At 70.6% G+C, this 13,956-nt stretch carries 18 protein-coding genes and 1 pseudogene; 12 read left to right on the top strand and 7 right to left on the bottom strand.

The genetic code is table 11. The features are described 5' to 3' along the window. Both QE412_RS09965 and QE412_RS09960 read right to left on the bottom strand, forming a co-directional pair. Positions 1 to 786, bottom strand: coding sequence for a LamG-like jellyroll fold domain-containing protein (locus tag QE412_RS09965; RefSeq protein WP_307482967.1), 786 nt, complete (start codon positions 784 to 786; stop codon positions 1 to 3). Positions 787 to 1,175: 389 nt separating this feature from the next. Further along, complete coding sequence (locus QE412_RS09960; RefSeq protein WP_307482964.1) at positions 1,176 to 1,862, bottom strand: hypothetical protein; 687 nt, start codon at positions 1,860 to 1,862, stop codon at positions 1,176 to 1,178. A 71-nt stretch (positions 1,863 to 1,933) separates the two neighbouring features. On the opposite strand from QE412_RS09960, the gene QE412_RS09955 reads away from it, so the two are divergent. Further along, entirely contained in the window at positions 1,934 to 2,107 is a 174-nt protein-coding gene (locus tag QE412_RS09955) for a hypothetical protein (RefSeq protein ID WP_307482960.1), read from the top strand. A 263-nt stretch (positions 2,108 to 2,370) separates the two neighbouring features. On the opposite strand, the gene QE412_RS09950 is transcribed toward QE412_RS09955, so the two are convergent. Next, positions 2,371 to 3,804: a helix-turn-helix domain-containing protein gene (locus QE412_RS09950; RefSeq protein ID WP_307482957.1), complete on the bottom strand. Its 1,434-nt coding sequence runs from the start codon at positions 3,802 to 3,804 to the stop codon at positions 2,371 to 2,373. A gap of 149 nt (positions 3,805 to 3,953) precedes the next feature. Here QE412_RS09950 and fepB point away from each other — a divergent pair, with 149 nt between their 5' ends. From fepB to QE412_RS09925, 5 genes are all read left to right on the top strand, one after another. After that, positions 3,954 to 4,946: a Fe2+-enterobactin ABC transporter substrate-binding protein gene (fepB, locus tag QE412_RS09945; RefSeq protein WP_307482955.1), complete on the top strand. Its 993-nt coding sequence runs from the start codon at positions 3,954 to 3,956 to the stop codon at positions 4,944 to 4,946. A 102-nt stretch (positions 4,947 to 5,048) separates the two neighbouring features. Beyond that, complete coding sequence (locus QE412_RS09940) at positions 5,049 to 6,050, top strand: FecCD family ABC transporter permease (RefSeq protein ID WP_307482952.1); 1,002 nt, start codon at positions 5,049 to 5,051, stop codon at positions 6,048 to 6,050. After that, positions 6,047 to 7,126 (top strand): FecCD family ABC transporter permease, encoded by a 1,080-nt coding sequence (locus tag QE412_RS09935; protein WP_307482949.1) that lies wholly within the window; start codon positions 6,047 to 6,049, stop codon positions 7,124 to 7,126. Before QE412_RS09940 ends, QE412_RS09935 begins: the two co-directional genes overlap by 4 nt. Continuing rightward, complete coding sequence (locus QE412_RS09930) at positions 7,126 to 7,938, top strand: ABC transporter ATP-binding protein (RefSeq protein ID WP_307482948.1); 813 nt, start codon at positions 7,126 to 7,128, stop codon at positions 7,936 to 7,938. Before QE412_RS09935 ends, QE412_RS09930 begins: the two co-directional genes overlap by 1 nt. Next, positions 7,935 to 9,035, top strand: coding sequence for an LLM class flavin-dependent oxidoreductase (locus QE412_RS09925; RefSeq protein ID WP_307482945.1), 1,101 nt, complete (start codon positions 7,935 to 7,937; stop codon positions 9,033 to 9,035). Before QE412_RS09930 ends, QE412_RS09925 begins: the two co-directional genes overlap by 4 nt. Positions 9,036 to 9,065: 30 nt before the next feature. On the opposite strand, the gene QE412_RS09920 is transcribed toward QE412_RS09925, so the two are convergent. Further along, positions 9,066 to 10,031: an alpha/beta fold hydrolase gene (locus QE412_RS09920; RefSeq protein WP_307482942.1), complete on the bottom strand. Its 966-nt coding sequence runs from the start codon at positions 10,029 to 10,031 to the stop codon at positions 9,066 to 9,068. Positions 10,032 to 10,109: 78 nt separating this feature from the next. Between QE412_RS09920 and QE412_RS09915 the strand changes: the two genes are divergently transcribed. After that, on the top strand, positions 10,110 to 10,349 hold the full coding sequence (locus QE412_RS09915; RefSeq protein ID WP_307482939.1) for a DUF3072 domain-containing protein: 240 nt from the start codon (positions 10,110 to 10,112) through the stop codon (positions 10,347 to 10,349). A gap of 39 nt (positions 10,350 to 10,388) precedes the next feature. Here QE412_RS09915 and QE412_RS09910 read toward each other — a convergent pair whose 3' ends face one another. Further along, a complete protein-coding gene (locus QE412_RS09910; RefSeq protein WP_307482937.1) occupies positions 10,389 to 10,877 on the bottom strand; it encodes a MarR family winged helix-turn-helix transcriptional regulator in 489 nt (162 codons plus the stop codon). A 136-nt stretch (positions 10,878 to 11,013) separates the two neighbouring features. On the opposite strand from QE412_RS09910, the gene QE412_RS09905 reads away from it, so the two are divergent. Next, entirely contained in the window at positions 11,014 to 11,541 is a 528-nt protein-coding gene (locus tag QE412_RS09905) for a MarR family winged helix-turn-helix transcriptional regulator (protein WP_307482933.1), read from the top strand. A gap of 92 nt (positions 11,542 to 11,633) precedes the next feature. Next, on the top strand, positions 11,634 to 11,888 hold the full coding sequence (locus QE412_RS09900) for a three-helix bundle dimerization domain-containing protein (RefSeq protein WP_307482930.1): 255 nt from the start codon (positions 11,634 to 11,636) through the stop codon (positions 11,886 to 11,888). 1 nt (position 11,889) lies between these two features. Here QE412_RS09900 and QE412_RS09895 read toward each other — a convergent pair whose 3' ends face one another. After that, positions 11,890 to 12,201 carry a DUF7882 family protein gene (locus QE412_RS09895; RefSeq protein ID WP_307482927.1) on the bottom strand — a complete coding sequence of 104 codons (312 nt, stop codon included), beginning with the start codon at positions 12,199 to 12,201 and terminating at the stop codon, positions 11,890 to 11,892. Between the two features lie 114 nt (positions 12,202 to 12,315). Between QE412_RS09895 and QE412_RS09890 the strand changes: the two genes are divergently transcribed. After that, positions 12,316 to 12,633, top strand: a complete 318-nt coding sequence (locus QE412_RS09890) for a DUF7882 family protein (protein WP_307482924.1) — start codon at positions 12,316 to 12,318, stop codon at positions 12,631 to 12,633. Positions 12,634 to 12,635: 2 nt separating this feature from the next. Here the strand turns inward: QE412_RS09890 and QE412_RS09885 are convergent. Continuing rightward, positions 12,636 to 12,963, bottom strand: a pseudogene (locus QE412_RS09885) (DUF7882 family protein). Between the two features lie 120 nt (positions 12,964 to 13,083). Between QE412_RS09885 and QE412_RS09880 the strand changes: the two are divergent. Both QE412_RS09880 and QE412_RS09875 read left to right on the top strand, forming a co-directional pair. Then, positions 13,084 to 13,221, top strand: coding sequence for a hypothetical protein (locus QE412_RS09880; RefSeq protein ID WP_307482922.1), 138 nt, complete (start codon positions 13,084 to 13,086; stop codon positions 13,219 to 13,221). 43 nt (positions 13,222 to 13,264) lie between these two features. Then, positions 13,265 to 13,942, top strand: coding sequence for a GTP pyrophosphokinase (locus QE412_RS09875; protein WP_307482920.1), 678 nt, complete (start codon positions 13,265 to 13,267; stop codon positions 13,940 to 13,942). The last annotated feature ends 14 nt before the right edge of the window (positions 13,943 to 13,956 follow it).

Genomic DNA, 13,956 nt, shown 5'->3' with positions numbered 1-13,956 from the left:
TCAGCGACCGGCTGCGGCATGTTGCTGCGCCTCCATCGCGGTGAGCGGTCGCCCATAGATCGCGGCGTACTGGATGCGGCCGGTGAAGGTGCTCGGCGCCGAGCTCCCGTACGTCAGCCGTCCGCAGCCGACGCGCCAGTATCCCCCGTAGTTCTGCGCGGTGGTCACCGAGGGGTTCGCGTCGACGAGGACGCCGTCGACGTAGAGCTGGGCCCCCGCTCCGGACAGATTGGCGATGACCGAGTGCCATTTCCCGTCGGCGTACGACGTGCCCGCCGGGCTCGCGAGGGTGACGAAGCCGTTGGAGAACAGGCCGAAAACGACGCGCCCCGAGTCATCGAGGTAGACGTGCCGATCCCAGTGAGACGGATCGTCCGGGGTGAGGAAGCCGTCGCCGAAGCCGATGATCTTGCCGCTGGGGGCCGTGGTCGTCGAGAACCACGCCTCGAGGGCGAACACGTTCGGATTGTGCTGCCACGAGGGAACGTACAGACACTGCCCCCCGGAGAAGAGGACAGACGACGCGGGAGTGTCTCGGGCGCAGCCGATGTCTCCCGACGGCGTGCTCGCCCGCGCCCAGACTCCGTGATGGCCGTTGCCGGAGAGGTCGGGTTCGTGCAGCAACCCGCCCGGAAGGGCGAAAGCGGCCCACGTCGCCGTCATCGTCATCGTGCCGCCGTACTTGTTGATGGGGGTGCACGTGGCGCTGTTCATGTCGATCGTCGTGCTGTCGGTGCTCTTGCACGTGATCGTCGAGCCCGTGCTGGTGGTGACCGTCTCCTGCATGATGAGCGTTCCGCTGCCGGCGGTGTCGACGGTGTTCTGGATCTGCGCGGTGAAGGCCGCGACGGTGGGCGAGAGCCCGAGCGCGAGGATGAGCGAGGCGACGCTTCCCGCCAGGACGACGGGCAGGACGAGCCGGCGACGGCGGCGGGGGGGGGGGGGGGGGGGGTCGTGGGGGTCTGAGTGCGCACGGGTGCTCCTCGAGGAGGGGTGGGGGGCGGTCGGTTCTCCGGTCTAGCCGCTTCAGGCGCGCCTGCGGTGCCCACCGATGCCTCGCGGGGGTGGGTGAGAGGGCGTAACCGGGCCGCGGCGGACGGTGGGCGAGATTCACGCTCGGGCATCGCCCGACGACGAGATCCTGCGTGTGCCGCTGGCCGCGGGCCGCACGCGGATCAGCGGGCGGTGGCGTCGGCCAACGGCCCGCACGCCGTGAGCACGCGGCGCACGTTCACCGCCGCCTCCCAGGCATCGAGCGGCTCCGCCGCGAGGGATCGAAGGCATTCGGTGTAGAGCGCCAGCGCCCTCTCGGCATCGCGCAGCTGCGCCGAGACGCTCCCGGGGTCGGCGGCGGTCACGAGGTGCGATGCGGCACCGATGGCACTGCCGAGCACGCGTCGCGCGTCGTCGGGGAGGCGGCTCTCACTCTCGGGGGCGGCGGTGAGCCGTGCCAGGGTCGACGACAGCTCCCGCGTCGCGTCGGCGGCGGCGGCGAGGGCGTCGAGTCGGCGGCGGTTCAGATCGCGCGGGGCTCGCAGACGCCGACTGCGGGGGTTGTAGCGGCGGCTCTCGTCGGCGAGATCGACCTCCTCGCGCACGTCGGCGAGCATGCGGGTCACCCCCGCGGAAGCGGCATCGGCCGACGCGGGGTCGAAGGCGTGCCGGGGAAGCGATTCTGCGAGCCCGCGCAGCGCGCGGCCCAGATCGTCGCGCAGGCGGCCGAGCCTGTCGTCCGCGCGTTGCACGCGCAGGGGTGGCACGACCACGAGATTGACGACCACGCCCACGAGCACGCCGAAGGCCATGGTGATGAGGTACGACGACGAGTAGCCGTCGGGGTCGGCACCGCCGAGCAGCAGCACGAAGAGGCCCGGCTATCGCGACCCAATCGCGCCCGACCCCGAGTGCGCGCACGCCCGCGAGGAGTACACCGATGAGGATGACCATCGCGACGGCGACGATGCGGGGCAGCCCCGCCCCCACAGCGGCGAGGCTGCCGAGCCCGAGCCCGATGCCGACGGCGAGTCCGATGACCGCCTCCATGCCGCTGGAGGCGGAACGGGCGACGGTGGGGTACATGCTCACCAACACGCCCAGCGGCGCGTAGTACGAGTACTCGCTGTGTGCGAAAGGCACCAGGGGCGCGAGGTACCACGCGAGGGCGGCGGCCAGAGCGGTCTTGGCGGCGAGAAGCAGGCGATCGGCGCCGACGGCATCGCGCCACCATCGTCTCGGGTCGAGGGACGGGCAAACCACGTGCCCATGCTCCGCGGTGCGCGGCCGCTCGTCTCGGGGGTTGCCGACCGGTGCGGCGGCGGGATAGGGCGTGACCTGGGAGCCTGACTCGGCTTCACGGGCCGTCGATCCGCGTCAGGGTCTGCGCGTCTGTGTGCGCGAGAAACCTCGGGGCGAGAAGCCGTGCGCGCGGCGGAATGCGCGGCTGAAGGCCGCGGCGTCGGCGTATCCGACCCGGTCGGCGACCTCGGATGCGGACAGGCCCTGGCGCAGCAGCCGTCGCGCCCATGCCATCCGTGTGCGGGCGCGCCACGTGGCGAGCGTCGTGCCGGTCAGGGCCTCGACGGCGTCGCGGAGCTCGGCGGGGGCGACGCCGAGCTCCGCGGCCAGCTCCGCGGCCGATCTCTTGTCCTCCGGCTGATCTGACAGGCGTCCGAGGAGCGCGTAGGTCAGGTCGGCGATCGGGATGTCGTCCGGCTCGCCGAGGCCGAGGAGGTTTTGCAGAACGAGCCTCGGGTCGCCGCCGGTGACGGGGTCCGCTCCTGCGTACGCCCACGCCGACAGTCGCAGGAGCGGAGTCCGCGCGGTGGTGTGCCCGATGACTCCGGCGCCGACGTCGATCCCTCCCGGCAGCCATCCGAGCGGAAGGACCGCGGCCTCGGCGCCGGCCTCGAAGCCCGAGGACGTGCCGGCGGGGAGGCAGGCGATCTCACCCGCGTGGGCCATCGTCGTCCGGTCGTCGACGTGCAGCTCGACGCTGCCCGCGGCGACCCAGATCACGACGTGGTACCCGTTGCGCTGCGGACCGAGCTCCGCGCCGTGTCGTCGGACCTCGACCTTTCCGCGAGTCCCCTCGACGAGGTCGGAGGGGGCGACGCCCCACTCCCGGTGGAATGCTCGCGCGAACGCCTGCGGGCTGCCGTATCCGGACTCCGCGGCGACGAGGGCGATGCGGCGGCCTCGGCGCACCTGCTCGGCGGCACCTGCGAGTACGTGCCGGGTACGCCAGCGCAGCGGAGTCCACCCCGTCTCGGCCCGGAATCGCCGCGCCAGCACACTCTCGCCGATCCCGTTCTCGGAGCCCACTGAGGCGGGCGAACGGGTCGAGTCGGCGAGCAGCGCGTCGGCGATACGACGCAGATCCGGGGAGGAGGGCATGGCGGGTCCGACGATCGCCGCGGTCGGGTGCCCGAGCCACCCGAGCACGGCGGCCGCGCGGACGCCGCCACCGTGAAGCACTCCGAGGCTGCGGGTGAACGCGGTCACGAGCGAGGGGACGACGTCGGCGGCGATGGTGGCGACGAACGGCGCTGTCGGCCCGGCGTGCCGATCGGCCTCTCTGATGCGGATCGGCACGACGCAGCCTTCTTCTGTGCCGCGCACCACGGCCCCGGCGTCGGCGGGAACCCACAGCGCCTGCCCCGCATCGAGCGACCATCGGGACGACCCGAGAGTCGCCTCGGCGGAGCCGGCGGCGATCCATACCAGCATCGCTGCTCCCGGACGCACCACCGTGCGCGTCGGCCCGGACGGGATCGCCTCGAGGACGGGGAGGGAACGTGAGGACAAGAATGTGCCGATCCGGGTGCAGCGAATGAAGTAAGGACAGCCTAACTTCGTTGGAGGAGCGCCCGAGCTCCGCGCCGACGACGACGCACGTACCCGCATTCGCGGACGACAGCCCCGTCGGTTTCCGGCCGGGGCCATGGAAAGGAATCATGACCATCTCCGCATCCGCGCGCCGCCGCGCGACGGCCGTGATCGGCCTCGTGCTGGCGGGCGCCCTCGCCCTCTCCGGTTGCGCCGCCACCGCCGGGGACCAGACGATCCCCGGCGACACCTCGGCTGCGGTCGGGGAGTGGCCGCGCGTCTTCGAGAACGCAGACGGCACCACGACCGAGATCCCCGTCCAGCCGAAGCGGATCCTGTCGACGGCCGTCTCGGTGACCGGAACGCTGCTCGCGATCGACGCTCCCGTGGTGGCGAGTGGATCGCAGGTCGGCGGCGTCTGGTTCGACCAGTGGGCCGACATCGCGCAGGAGCGCGCCGTGACCAATCTCTGGAGCGTCGGTGAGTTCGATCTCGAAGCGGTGATGGCGAACGAGCCCGACCTGATCGTGGTCGCCACGAGCGGACGCGATGCACTGACCGATCAGGTGGCGGACCTGCAGTCGATCGCGCCCACGATCGTGGTCGATTACGGCGCTCAGACCTGGCAGGACCTGGCGGTCGAGCTGGGAGAGGCCACGGGTCTGGAGGGCGAGGCCCAGAAGACGATCGCGGACTTCGACGCCCTCGTGCACGAGACGGCCGACGCCATCACCGTGCCGGACGGTACCGCCAACGTCATCTCCTTCAACGGCCCCGGACAGGACAACCCGATCGCCCGCGTGGGCGGATCGCATGCGGATCTGCTCGAATCGCTCGGCTTCACCGTCGAGGACCCCGATCCAGCCTGGCACACCCAGGCGCAACAGCGCGCCGACTTCGTGTGGGCGACCTACGAGAACCTGCTGCAGCTGACCAGTGAGACGACCTTCATCCTGTCGGCCGACGACGACACCGCGAAGCGGTTCGCCGCCGACCCCGTGCTGGCGAACGTGCCCTCGGTGGCCGCCGGTCAGGTCTACGGACTCGGCGCGAACTCCTTCCGCATGGATCTGTACAGCTCGACCGAGATCGTCGAGCACGTCAGGGATCTGTTCTCCTGAAACGGATCGACCGGCCGCTCGGAGGGAGCGGTCGGTCGATCGTGGAACGCCATGATCGACACCTCCTCACCAGCTGAAACGGCGATGTCCGCTCCCTCACGCGTGAGCCGCGGTCGCTTGATCCTCGTGCTGGTCGCCGCGACCGCGGTCGTCGGCACGCTCGTCGTGCTGAGCTCGATCGTCGGAACCCGCATGCTCGCCCCCTCGGACCTGTGGAGCGCGATGTGGGCCTTCGACCCTTCCGACGACGCGCACCTGCTGCTGATGAACCGTCGGCTGCCGCGCGCCGCTCTAGCTCTCCTGGTGGGTGCGGCGTTGGGAGCAGCCGGTGTCGTGATGCAGTCGCTGACCCGCAACCCCATCGCGGAGCCCGGTCTGCTCGGCGTGAATGCGGGTGCGGCGGTGGCCGTGGCCGCGGCCATCGCGGTGGCCGGGCTCGTCGCCCCGATCGCGTACTTCGGGGCTGCGCTCCTCGGCGCCGCCGCCGCCGGAGCCCTCGTGATGCTGCTGGGCGGAGTACGTCGAGGCTCGGACCCGGTGCGTCTCGTGCTCGCGGGAGCGGCTCTGTCCGTCGTACTCGGCGCTCTGGCGCAGATCGTGATCGTGAACGGCGACGACATGGTCTTCGACCGGTACCGCGCATGGGCGGTCGGATCCCTCGCCGGGCGAGACGTGGACGTGCTCCCGCCCGCCGTCGTGCTGATCGGAACCGGACTCGTCCTCGCGCTCCTGCTGGCGCGGGCACTGGATGCCGCCTCGCTCGGTCCCGAGGCGGCGCGCGCCCTGGGAGCACGTCCGGCACTCGTGTGGACGGTCGCGGGGCTGGCCGTGGTCGTGCTCGCGGGAGGTGCCACGGCGGCGGCCGGTCCGATCGCCTTCGTCGGCCTGACGGCGCCGCACGTGGCGCGGATGGTGGTCGGTTCCGACCACCGGCGCATGCTGCCGACGGCCATGGCCCTCGGGGCGGCGCTCGTGCTCGTCGCGGATGTGCTGGGACGCGTGGTGGCACCTCCCGGCGAAGTGGGTGTCGGCATCATGGTCGCCGTCCTGGGCGGACCCTTCTTCGTGGCGCTGGTGCGTCGCCGTCGATGGGCCCCGCTGTGAGCGCGCCGGTCACGACGGTCGCGCCCGGCGGCCGTCGAGTGCTGCGGCTGGGTCGCGTCACCCTCCTCGTCCGACCGCGAACGATCGTCGTGACCGTGGTGCTCGCCATCGTGGCACTGGGCGCCGGCGCGGTGGCGATGACGGTGGGGAGCCTGCCGATCCCCCTGGGTGCGGTACCCGGCGCCGTCCTCGGTGTCGCGGACGACCCGATGACGGTCCGGGCGGTGCAGGGGGTGCGGCTGCCACGCGTGCTCGCCGCGATCGGGGCCGGCGCGGCGCTGGGGGTGTCAGGCTCGATCTTCCAGTCGCTCGCGCGCAACGCGCTCGGCTCCCCGGATGTCATCGGCTTCACCACGGGCGCGGCGACGGGGGCACTGGTGCAGATCGTGCTGTTCGGTGCTCAGCCGACGCAGGTCGCGCTCGGCACCGTCGTGGGTGGTGCCGTCACGGTCGTGATCGTGATGCTGCTGGCGCGGCGGGGCGGGGGGATCGCCGGACGGCAACTGATCCTCGTCGGCATCGGTGTGGGCGCCATCGCCGCGGCGCTCAACGGTCTGCTCCTGGTGCGCGGCACCATCGACGCGTCGAGTCAGGCCAACCTGTGGCTGTCCGGCTCGCTCGACGCCCGCCAGTGGAGCCACGCGCTGCCCGTGCTCGCCGGGGTCGCCGTCGTGATCCCGATCGTTCTGGTGCTCTCACGGCGGGCGAGTCTGATGGAACTCGGCGACGACATCGCCGCGCAGCTGGGAGTGCGTGTGGAGCGCACGCGGATCGTGCTGGTGGGGTGCGCCGTGGTGCTGGCCGCCCTGGCGACGGCAGCGGTCGGACCGATCGCGTTCGTCGCGCTCGCTGCGCCACAGCTCGTGCGGCGCCTGCTGCGCACGGATGCGCCGCCGGTGATCGGCGCGGCGGCGATGGGGGCGGCGCTGCTCGTGGTCGCCGACCTCGTGACCCAGCTCCTGCCGGTGACGTTCACGGTGCCCGTCGGGCGGATGACCGGTGTCGTCGGCGGGCTGTACCTGCTGTGGCTGCTGGTGCCGAGCCGAGGTTCGGTCGAGGGGAAGGGGTGGCGTTGATGTCGGATTCGTTGGTGGCCGAGGGGCTGACGCTGCGGTATGACGATCGGACGATCGTCGACCACCTGGACGTGACGCTCCCGGAGGGCAGGATCACCGTCATCCTCGGGGCGAACGCCTGCGGGAAGTCCACTCTGCTGCGAGGACTCGCGCGGCTGCTCCCGCCCGCGTCCGGCAGGGTGATGCTGGGCGGCGACGACGTCAGATCGTTCGCGCCGAAGGCGTTCGCGCGTCGGGTGGGATTCCTGCCACAGGCGGCGACCGCCCCGGGCGGGGTGACGGTCGCGGAGCTGGTGGCGCGGGGACGCTACCCGCACCAGCGGCTGTTGCAGCAGTGGTCTGCGGAGGACGCGGATGCCGTGAACCGCGCGATGCGTTCGACGTGGGTGGCGGTGCTTCGTGATCGTCCGGTGGACGAGCTCTCCGGTGGGCAGCGGCAGCGCGCGTGGATCGCGATGCTGCTGGCACAGGAGACGCCGGTGATGCTGCTCGACGAGCCGACGACGTATCTCGACATCGCTCACCAGCTGGAGGTTCTGGAACTGTGCCGGCGACTGAACGGGGAGCAGGGACGCACGGTCGTGCTGGTGCTGCACGACCTCGATCAGGCCTGCCGCTACGCCGATCACCTGGTGGTCATGCGCGAAGGGCGCGTGGTCGCGACGGGGACTCCCGAGCAGGTGATGACGACCGGGCTGGTCGCCGAGGCATTCGGAGTGGAGGCGCTCGTGCAGCGGCACCCGGTCACGGGGACGCCGATGGTGGTGCCGATCGCTCCCCTCCCGGTCCCCGACGAGGAGGCGATCGTATGACGTTGGTATCCGGGTTCTCGCTGGCGCCGACCTGGATGCGCGGTCAGGCCTGGCGGCGCGAGGACTCGCGGGCGGAGGAGCTGCTGTCGGGCGGTCCGATCGTCGACGCCGTCGTGCGTGCCGAGCGCGCGGGCTTCGACCTGGCCTTCCGTCCCGATGCGCTCACGCTGCCGCGGGAGACGATCGGGAGCGACCCCGCCCACCTCGGACTGGACCCGATCGTGCAGGCGGCACAGCTGGCCGGGGCGACGCAGCGGATCGCGCTGGTGGTGACGGTGTCGGCGACCTTCTCCGAGCCGTATCCCGTCGCCCGGCAGCTGGTGTCTCTGGAGCACCTGGCTCCGGGGCGCATCGGGTGGAACGTGGTCACGTCGCGTTCCGGGGACGAGCAGTTCTCCGTCGAGCGCCTCCCCGACTCTGCCGCGCGATGGCGGCGGGCCGAGGAACTGATCGACGTCGTGGAGTCGCTGCGTGCAGGCTTCCCCGCGGACGCGATGCGCATCGATCGCGATGCCGGCGTGTTCGTCGACGTCGAGCGGGTGCGTGCCACGGATCACGGGGGAGAGAACTTTCGAGTCGCGGGGCCGCTGCCGCTTCCCGCCCCGACACGGCGGCCGCTCCCGCTCATGGTCGCGGGAGGCGGGGAGCGCACGATCGCGCTGGCGGGACGACGCGCCGACGCGATGTTCGCCTCGGCGATCGAGAGCGAGTCGGGGGCCGTGCAGCGAAGCGCGATCCGTGCCGCGGCGAGGGAGAGCGGGCGATCCGACCGACCGCGGCTCCTGCCCGGGCTGTCCCTCCTCCTGGCCGGAACGAGGGAAGAGGCCGTTGCGATCGAGCGGGCGACGTATCCGTTGAGGGGGCGCAGACGCACCGGGGGACCTCATTGGTCGGTCGTCGGAACACCGGAGGATGCGGTGGCGTCCATCGTCGCTCGGGCGCGGGCGCGAGCGATCGACGGGTTCATCGCGTTCCCGGTGGGGTCGTGGCGCTGCGTCGAGTTGTTGTGCGACGAGGTGATGCCGCGCCTTCGCGCGCTCGGACTGGTCGCCGGCGGCGGGCCGGGCAGCTCTGAACGGGGGCTGTGGGCGAGCTGACGCGTGCGGAAGGCAGACGCGCCCTCGCCGTCACCGCCCGGGGCGGTATGCCTCCCACAGCACGCGCGCGTGCCGCGCCTTCGCCCGTTCGACGCCGGTCTCGTCCTTGCGGGCTGCGCTGATCCACTCGGCGAGGCGACTGGCCATCGCACCGAGCACCATGCGCACGTCGGCGTGTTTCGCCGGCGGCACCGCGGCCTCGTCCGCAGGCATTCGCCCCTTGGCGGCCAGGTCGTCGCGCACGTGCCGCAGCACGAGCTCGGCCACCCCCACCGCGTGGCTGTTGACGACGCCGTGCGCGGCCGACTCGATCTCCCACCGTCGGGCGCGCAACGCCCGGGCGACCAGCCGCGAGTGCAGGCGTCGGGGCGAGGGGCGGTCGAACTCCCCGCGGATGAGCAGCAGGCTGGCCCGGCCCTCGCCGATCCGGTCGGAGATGCGATAGCGCAGCATGTGCGGCAGTGTCTCGAAGAAGTAGAGGAAGCCGCACAGCAGGTACGCCGAGACCGCCGTCAGGGCGATGTGCATCGACTCTCGCGCGGTGGACTGCACGAAGCGCACGGCCTGCGTGAACGCGTTCGCCTCGTCTTCGTCGACCACCGGGCTCACGAGTACCGCGTGCGAGAGATCCGGGTGCCGTGCCAGCACCTCGGTCACCACCTGCGTGCCCATGGAGTGGCCGATGAGCACGGGGTCGTCGAGGTCGTAGTGCGCGATCACCCCGTCGACCTGGTCCGCGAAGAAGGAGGGCGTGGGCTGTTCTCCGGATGCCGGGACCCCGGCGAAGCCGGGAAGGTCGAGGGCGTAGACCTCGCCGTGCTCGGCGAGCAACGGGGCGAGGAACTCGAAGTACGTCGCAGCCACCCCGATGCCGGCCACGAGGACGAAGGAGCGTCCGGTGCCGGCGCCGGTCGTCACCCGCGTGACCCGCGTGTGCGCGTCGCCGTGCCGATATGTCTCGACCTGGACGTCGGTGGGGCGGGACTCGCGGGACATGCGACCAGGATGCCGTATGCGCCGAGGAGCCGTGTCAATCCCGGGGCGGCGGGTCGGGCGTCGACATAGCCTCGGGCCATGAGCGATTCCTCCCGTGAAGAAGAGACCCTGGGTGCCGTCCGCGAGGGTGACGATCCCGCTGAGAAGGACCCTTCGGACTGGGTCACCGGTGACGAGCCGATGACCGCTCCGCAGCGCAGCTACCTGGACACCCTCGCCCGCGAGGCCGGCGAGGAGATCCCCGCCGATCTCAACAAGGCCGAAGCTTCGGAGCAGATCGAGCGGCTGCAGGCCGAGACCGGTCGCTCGAACGGCTGAACCCCGTCGGTGATCACCGCGTCCCGCTCGATCTGCGCGTCAGGTCGTGCGGGACGCGCCGTCGTCGGGGCACATGCGATCGATGTCTTGCGTTTCGCCCCGGGCGATATCTTCGAGGAAGTCGGCGACGATGCGACGCTCAGCGGGACCCAGCCGCCCCGCGGCGGCGACGGCGGAGGTGCGGCGCACCGACAGGATCCGGCGTGCGGGCGAGGCCTCGTCGATGGTCTCGCGCACCACGATCGATCGGCGGTCTCCGGGGTACGGCTCCCGCTCCACCCATCCCGCGTCGGCGAGACGATCGATGAGCGCGGTCGTGGCCGCCGACGAGATTCCCAGCATCCCGGCCAGCTTCCGCGGCGTGACGGGATCGTCATCGGGTCGTCGCTGCAACAGGAACCGAAGGACTTTCGCGTCGTTGGGGCCGATGCCCAGCGACTGGAGAGCGGCACGCTCTGACGCCGCCCCCGATTCGGTGAGGTCTGCGAGGGCTTGCACGACGTCGTCGGCCGACGCTGCATCTCTCATTTCGCCTCCCGCGATGTCTCGGGTCTCTCTTTTCTTCGATGCCGATCAAGTAGACAGCCGTTCTACTTGCCATGGTACCCGTCGCACACGGTCCCGGGCAGGGGCTGGGAGGCGCGTCCTGGCATAGGATGCCGAAGTGGAGAACGGGGCCGAGTCGTCGCACTACTGGTACGGCGCGAGCGAAGAAGACCGCCGTCGCCGCGCGGTCGAGGTTCTCCAGGCGTTCCGCGTCTACCGCGCCGCCGAGGTCGCCATGCGCCGCCGCACTCGCGAGTCGATGTCGATGGGAGAGAACGAACTCCTCGTCCTGCGCTACCTGTTGCGCGCCGCCGGGGAGCAGCGCCAGGTGTCTCCGAGCGAGCTGACGCGCTACCTCGGCGTCTCGACGGCATCCACCACCGCCATCGTCGACCGCCTCGAGAAGTCGGGTCATGTCACCCGCGTGCCCCACCCGACCGATAGACGCAGCATCTACATCGTCGCCACCGCGGCCAGCGACGAGGAAGTCCGCGCGACGCTGGGCACGATGCACAAGCGGATGATGGCGGCCGTCGTCGACATGACCCCGGAAGAGAGTGCGGCCGTCATCGCGTGCCTCGGTCGTCTCCAGGATGCCGTCGACCAGGTCGACCCGCACCCCGAGCAGGCCGCGTCCTCGCGCTGAGGGCGAGCGGTGGATCGGCGTCTAAGAAGGTAGGCGTCCTACTTTCCTTCGGAGTATTAGGGCCACGGGTTCGGTCGTGAAACCATGGCGCTATGGACGAGGATGCTGTCGAGTTGCGGCGGGACGTGCCGCCGGGTGACGCCGCCCTCGTGATCGACGGGGTTGCGGCGAGCTCGTTCCGTCTCGTCGTCGATCGCCTTCGCGCCGCCTACCCGGCGCGCGATCCGCACCACGTCGAAGCCATCGTGCTGCGCGAGTGGGAGGCGTTCTCTGCTGGTCGCCCGCTCGTCGTGCCCGCCGCCGTCGAAGAGGGCGCGAGAGAGATCCTCGAACAGCAGCCCGTCTGACTCAGGGGCGCGGGTGCTCGGGTTCGGGCACGATCAGCAGACCGCCCGACGAATTCGCCGAGTTCGCGAGGTCCTCGATCCATGCCCGGCTGAGCAGTGCCGGCTCGGGCTCGTCGAAGACGAATCGCAGCGGGATCGACGGGTGCAGCCAGACGGTGCTGCGACCCACCTCCTGGCCGGGTCCGTGCGTCCACGACAGCGTGAAACTCTCTCCCCGGCGGAGCTTGGTCGCGATGACCACCTTGACGTGCGCGAGCGCGCGGTCCTCGATCTCGATCGGCGTCGCGACGTCGCCGTAGTAAAGAGTTCCCACACCGACACGGTAGTCGCGGGTGAACCAGCGGTGCCCGGGGGTTGCTTCCGCGCCCCGCCGCATGGCATCCCGGAACCGGCTGCCCCGGTGCGTTCCTCGGCTAGGCTCGTCGGCATGGGCAGATTCATCTACGACACCGTCGCGAACGCCGTCGACATCGATGACCGCACGCTGGCGCATCTGCGCATCGTCGTGATGAACAAACTGCGTCGTTCCGAGTCGTTCATGTTCGACGTCGAGGTGGGCGACGGAAGCGGTCGCCGCAGCTTCTGGATGCACCCGTCGGTTCCCATCCAGTTCCACTTCTACGGCAGTCGCCAGCCCCGGATCAACCGCGTGTGGGTCGAAGACCTCATGCTCGCGGCGTCGGGCCCGAACGGCCTGGCCATCACCCCCGAACCCAGCGAAGACGCCGTCGTCGAAGAGGGGTGAACTCAGCGGGTCTCGGCGTCGGCCGTCGGGGCGATGTCCTCGGGAACGAGGAAGATCCCGCCCGACGAGTTCGCCGACTCGGCGAGACGTTCGATCCATTCCCGGCTGAGGGTGGCGGGCTCTGCGTCGTCGAACACGAAACGCAGCGGGATCGCCGGGTGCAACCACAGCGTGCTGCGCCCCCGCTCCTCGTCGTCGCGGTGACGCCACGACAGGGTGAAGCTCTCGCCCCGCCCGCAGCTTGGTCGAGATGACGACTTTGAGGTGGGCCAGGGCACGGTCCTCGATGTGGATGACAGTGCTGCTTCCGCCGTAATGGATGGTCCCCATGCCTTTCACGATACGCGAGAGCTCGCACCGAGATACGCCCACGATCGTCGGGTGTCAAGACCGCCCGGCTCGGCGCCGATGCTCTGTCATCGTGGGGGCATTGCACGGAAGGAGGGCGCCGTGACACATCCCCCCACTCCTCGGCTCCCGGAACCGGCCGATCCGGACGACCTCCCGGACGTCTTCCGGGAACTGATCGGTATCGATGTCATCGACGGTGAGCTCGTTCCGCGCGCCGCCGACTCCCCGCGGACGTGACGCTCCCAGCACCCTCGTAAGGGCGCGCGATAACGTCTGGCGTATGTCGGACCCGCTGGACGAGCAGCAGATCACCGTCTCCGGTGCGGCGTTGCGGGCCCTCAGAGACGAATTCCAGCGCTTTCTCATGGAGTATCGCTTCGGGCTGGCCGAGGTCGAGACGAAGATTTCGATCCTTCGCGAAGAGTTCCAGGAGATGCACGCCTACAACCCGATCGAGCATGTCTCGAGCCGCGTGAAGTCGCCCGACAGTCTCGTCGACAAGGTCAGGCGCAAGGGCGTCGAGGCCGACTTCGGCTCGATCCGCGCGGCGATCACCGACATCGCCGGCATCCGGATCACCTGCAGTTTCATCGACGACGCCTATCGTCTGTCCGACCTGCTCACGCAGCAGGACGACATCACCGTCCGCGACGTGAAGGACTACATCGCCCGCCCGAAGGCCAACGGATACAAGAGCCTGCACGTGATCGTCGAGGTCCCCGTGTATCTGTCGACCGGGCGCGTGGACGTTCCCGTCGAGGTGCAGTTCCGCACCATCGCGATGGACTTCTGGGCGAGCCTCGAGCACAAGATCTACTACAAGTACGACCGCCTCGTCCCCGCCGAGCTGCTGGCCGAGCTGAAGAACGCCGCCGACACCGCGGCCGAGCTCGATGCCCGCATGGAGCGGCTGCACCGCGAGATCCGCGGAGCGCCGACCGGGGTGGTCCCGCTCTGACGCTCCCGTCACAA

The organism is Microbacterium trichothecenolyticum, from assembly GCF_030818955.1.
GTDB classification, from domain to species: domain Bacteria; phylum Actinomycetota; class Actinomycetes; order Actinomycetales; family Microbacteriaceae; genus Microbacterium; species Microbacterium trichothecenolyticum_B.
Note: the sequence above shows the minus strand (reverse complement) of the source record. Positions and strands in the feature narration are given on the sequence as shown.

What these genes read in the sequence shown, in the direction of transcription:
- QE412_RS09890 (WP_307482924.1), top strand. Translation starts at nt 12,316, where the DNA reads ATGGGCAGATTCATCTACGACACCGTCGCGAACGCCGTCGACATCGAT.
- QE412_RS09915 (WP_307482939.1), top strand. Translation starts at nt 10,110, where the DNA reads ATGAGCGATTCCTCCCGTGAAGAAGAGACCCTGGGTGCCGTCCGCGAG.
- QE412_RS09955 (WP_307482960.1), top strand. Translation starts at nt 1,934, where the DNA reads ATGAGGATGACCATCGCGACGGCGACGATGCGGGGCAGCCCCGCCCCC.
- QE412_RS09930 (WP_307482948.1), top strand. Translation starts at nt 7,126, where the DNA reads ATGTCGGATTCGTTGGTGGCCGAGGGGCTGACGCTGCGGTATGACGAT.
- QE412_RS09920 (WP_307482942.1), bottom strand. Translation starts at nt 10,031, where the DNA reads ATGTCCCGCGAGTCCCGCCCCACCGACGTCCAGGTCGAGACATATCGG.
- QE412_RS09875 (WP_307482920.1), top strand. Translation starts at nt 13,265, where the DNA reads ATGTCGGACCCGCTGGACGAGCAGCAGATCACCGTCTCCGGTGCGGCG.
- QE412_RS09900 (WP_307482930.1), top strand. Translation starts at nt 11,634, where the DNA reads ATGGACGAGGATGCTGTCGAGTTGCGGCGGGACGTGCCGCCGGGTGAC.
- QE412_RS09910 (WP_307482937.1), bottom strand. Translation starts at nt 10,877, where the DNA reads ATGAGAGATGCAGCGTCGGCCGACGACGTCGTGCAAGCCCTCGCAGAC.
- QE412_RS09965 (WP_307482967.1), bottom strand. Translation starts at nt 786, where the DNA reads ATGCAGGAGACGGTCACCACCAGCACGGGCTCGACGATCACGTGCAAG.
- fepB (WP_307482955.1), top strand. Translation starts at nt 3,954, where the DNA reads ATGACCATCTCCGCATCCGCGCGCCGCCGCGCGACGGCCGTGATCGGC.
- QE412_RS09925 (WP_307482945.1), top strand. Translation starts at nt 7,935, where the DNA reads ATGACGTTGGTATCCGGGTTCTCGCTGGCGCCGACCTGGATGCGCGGT.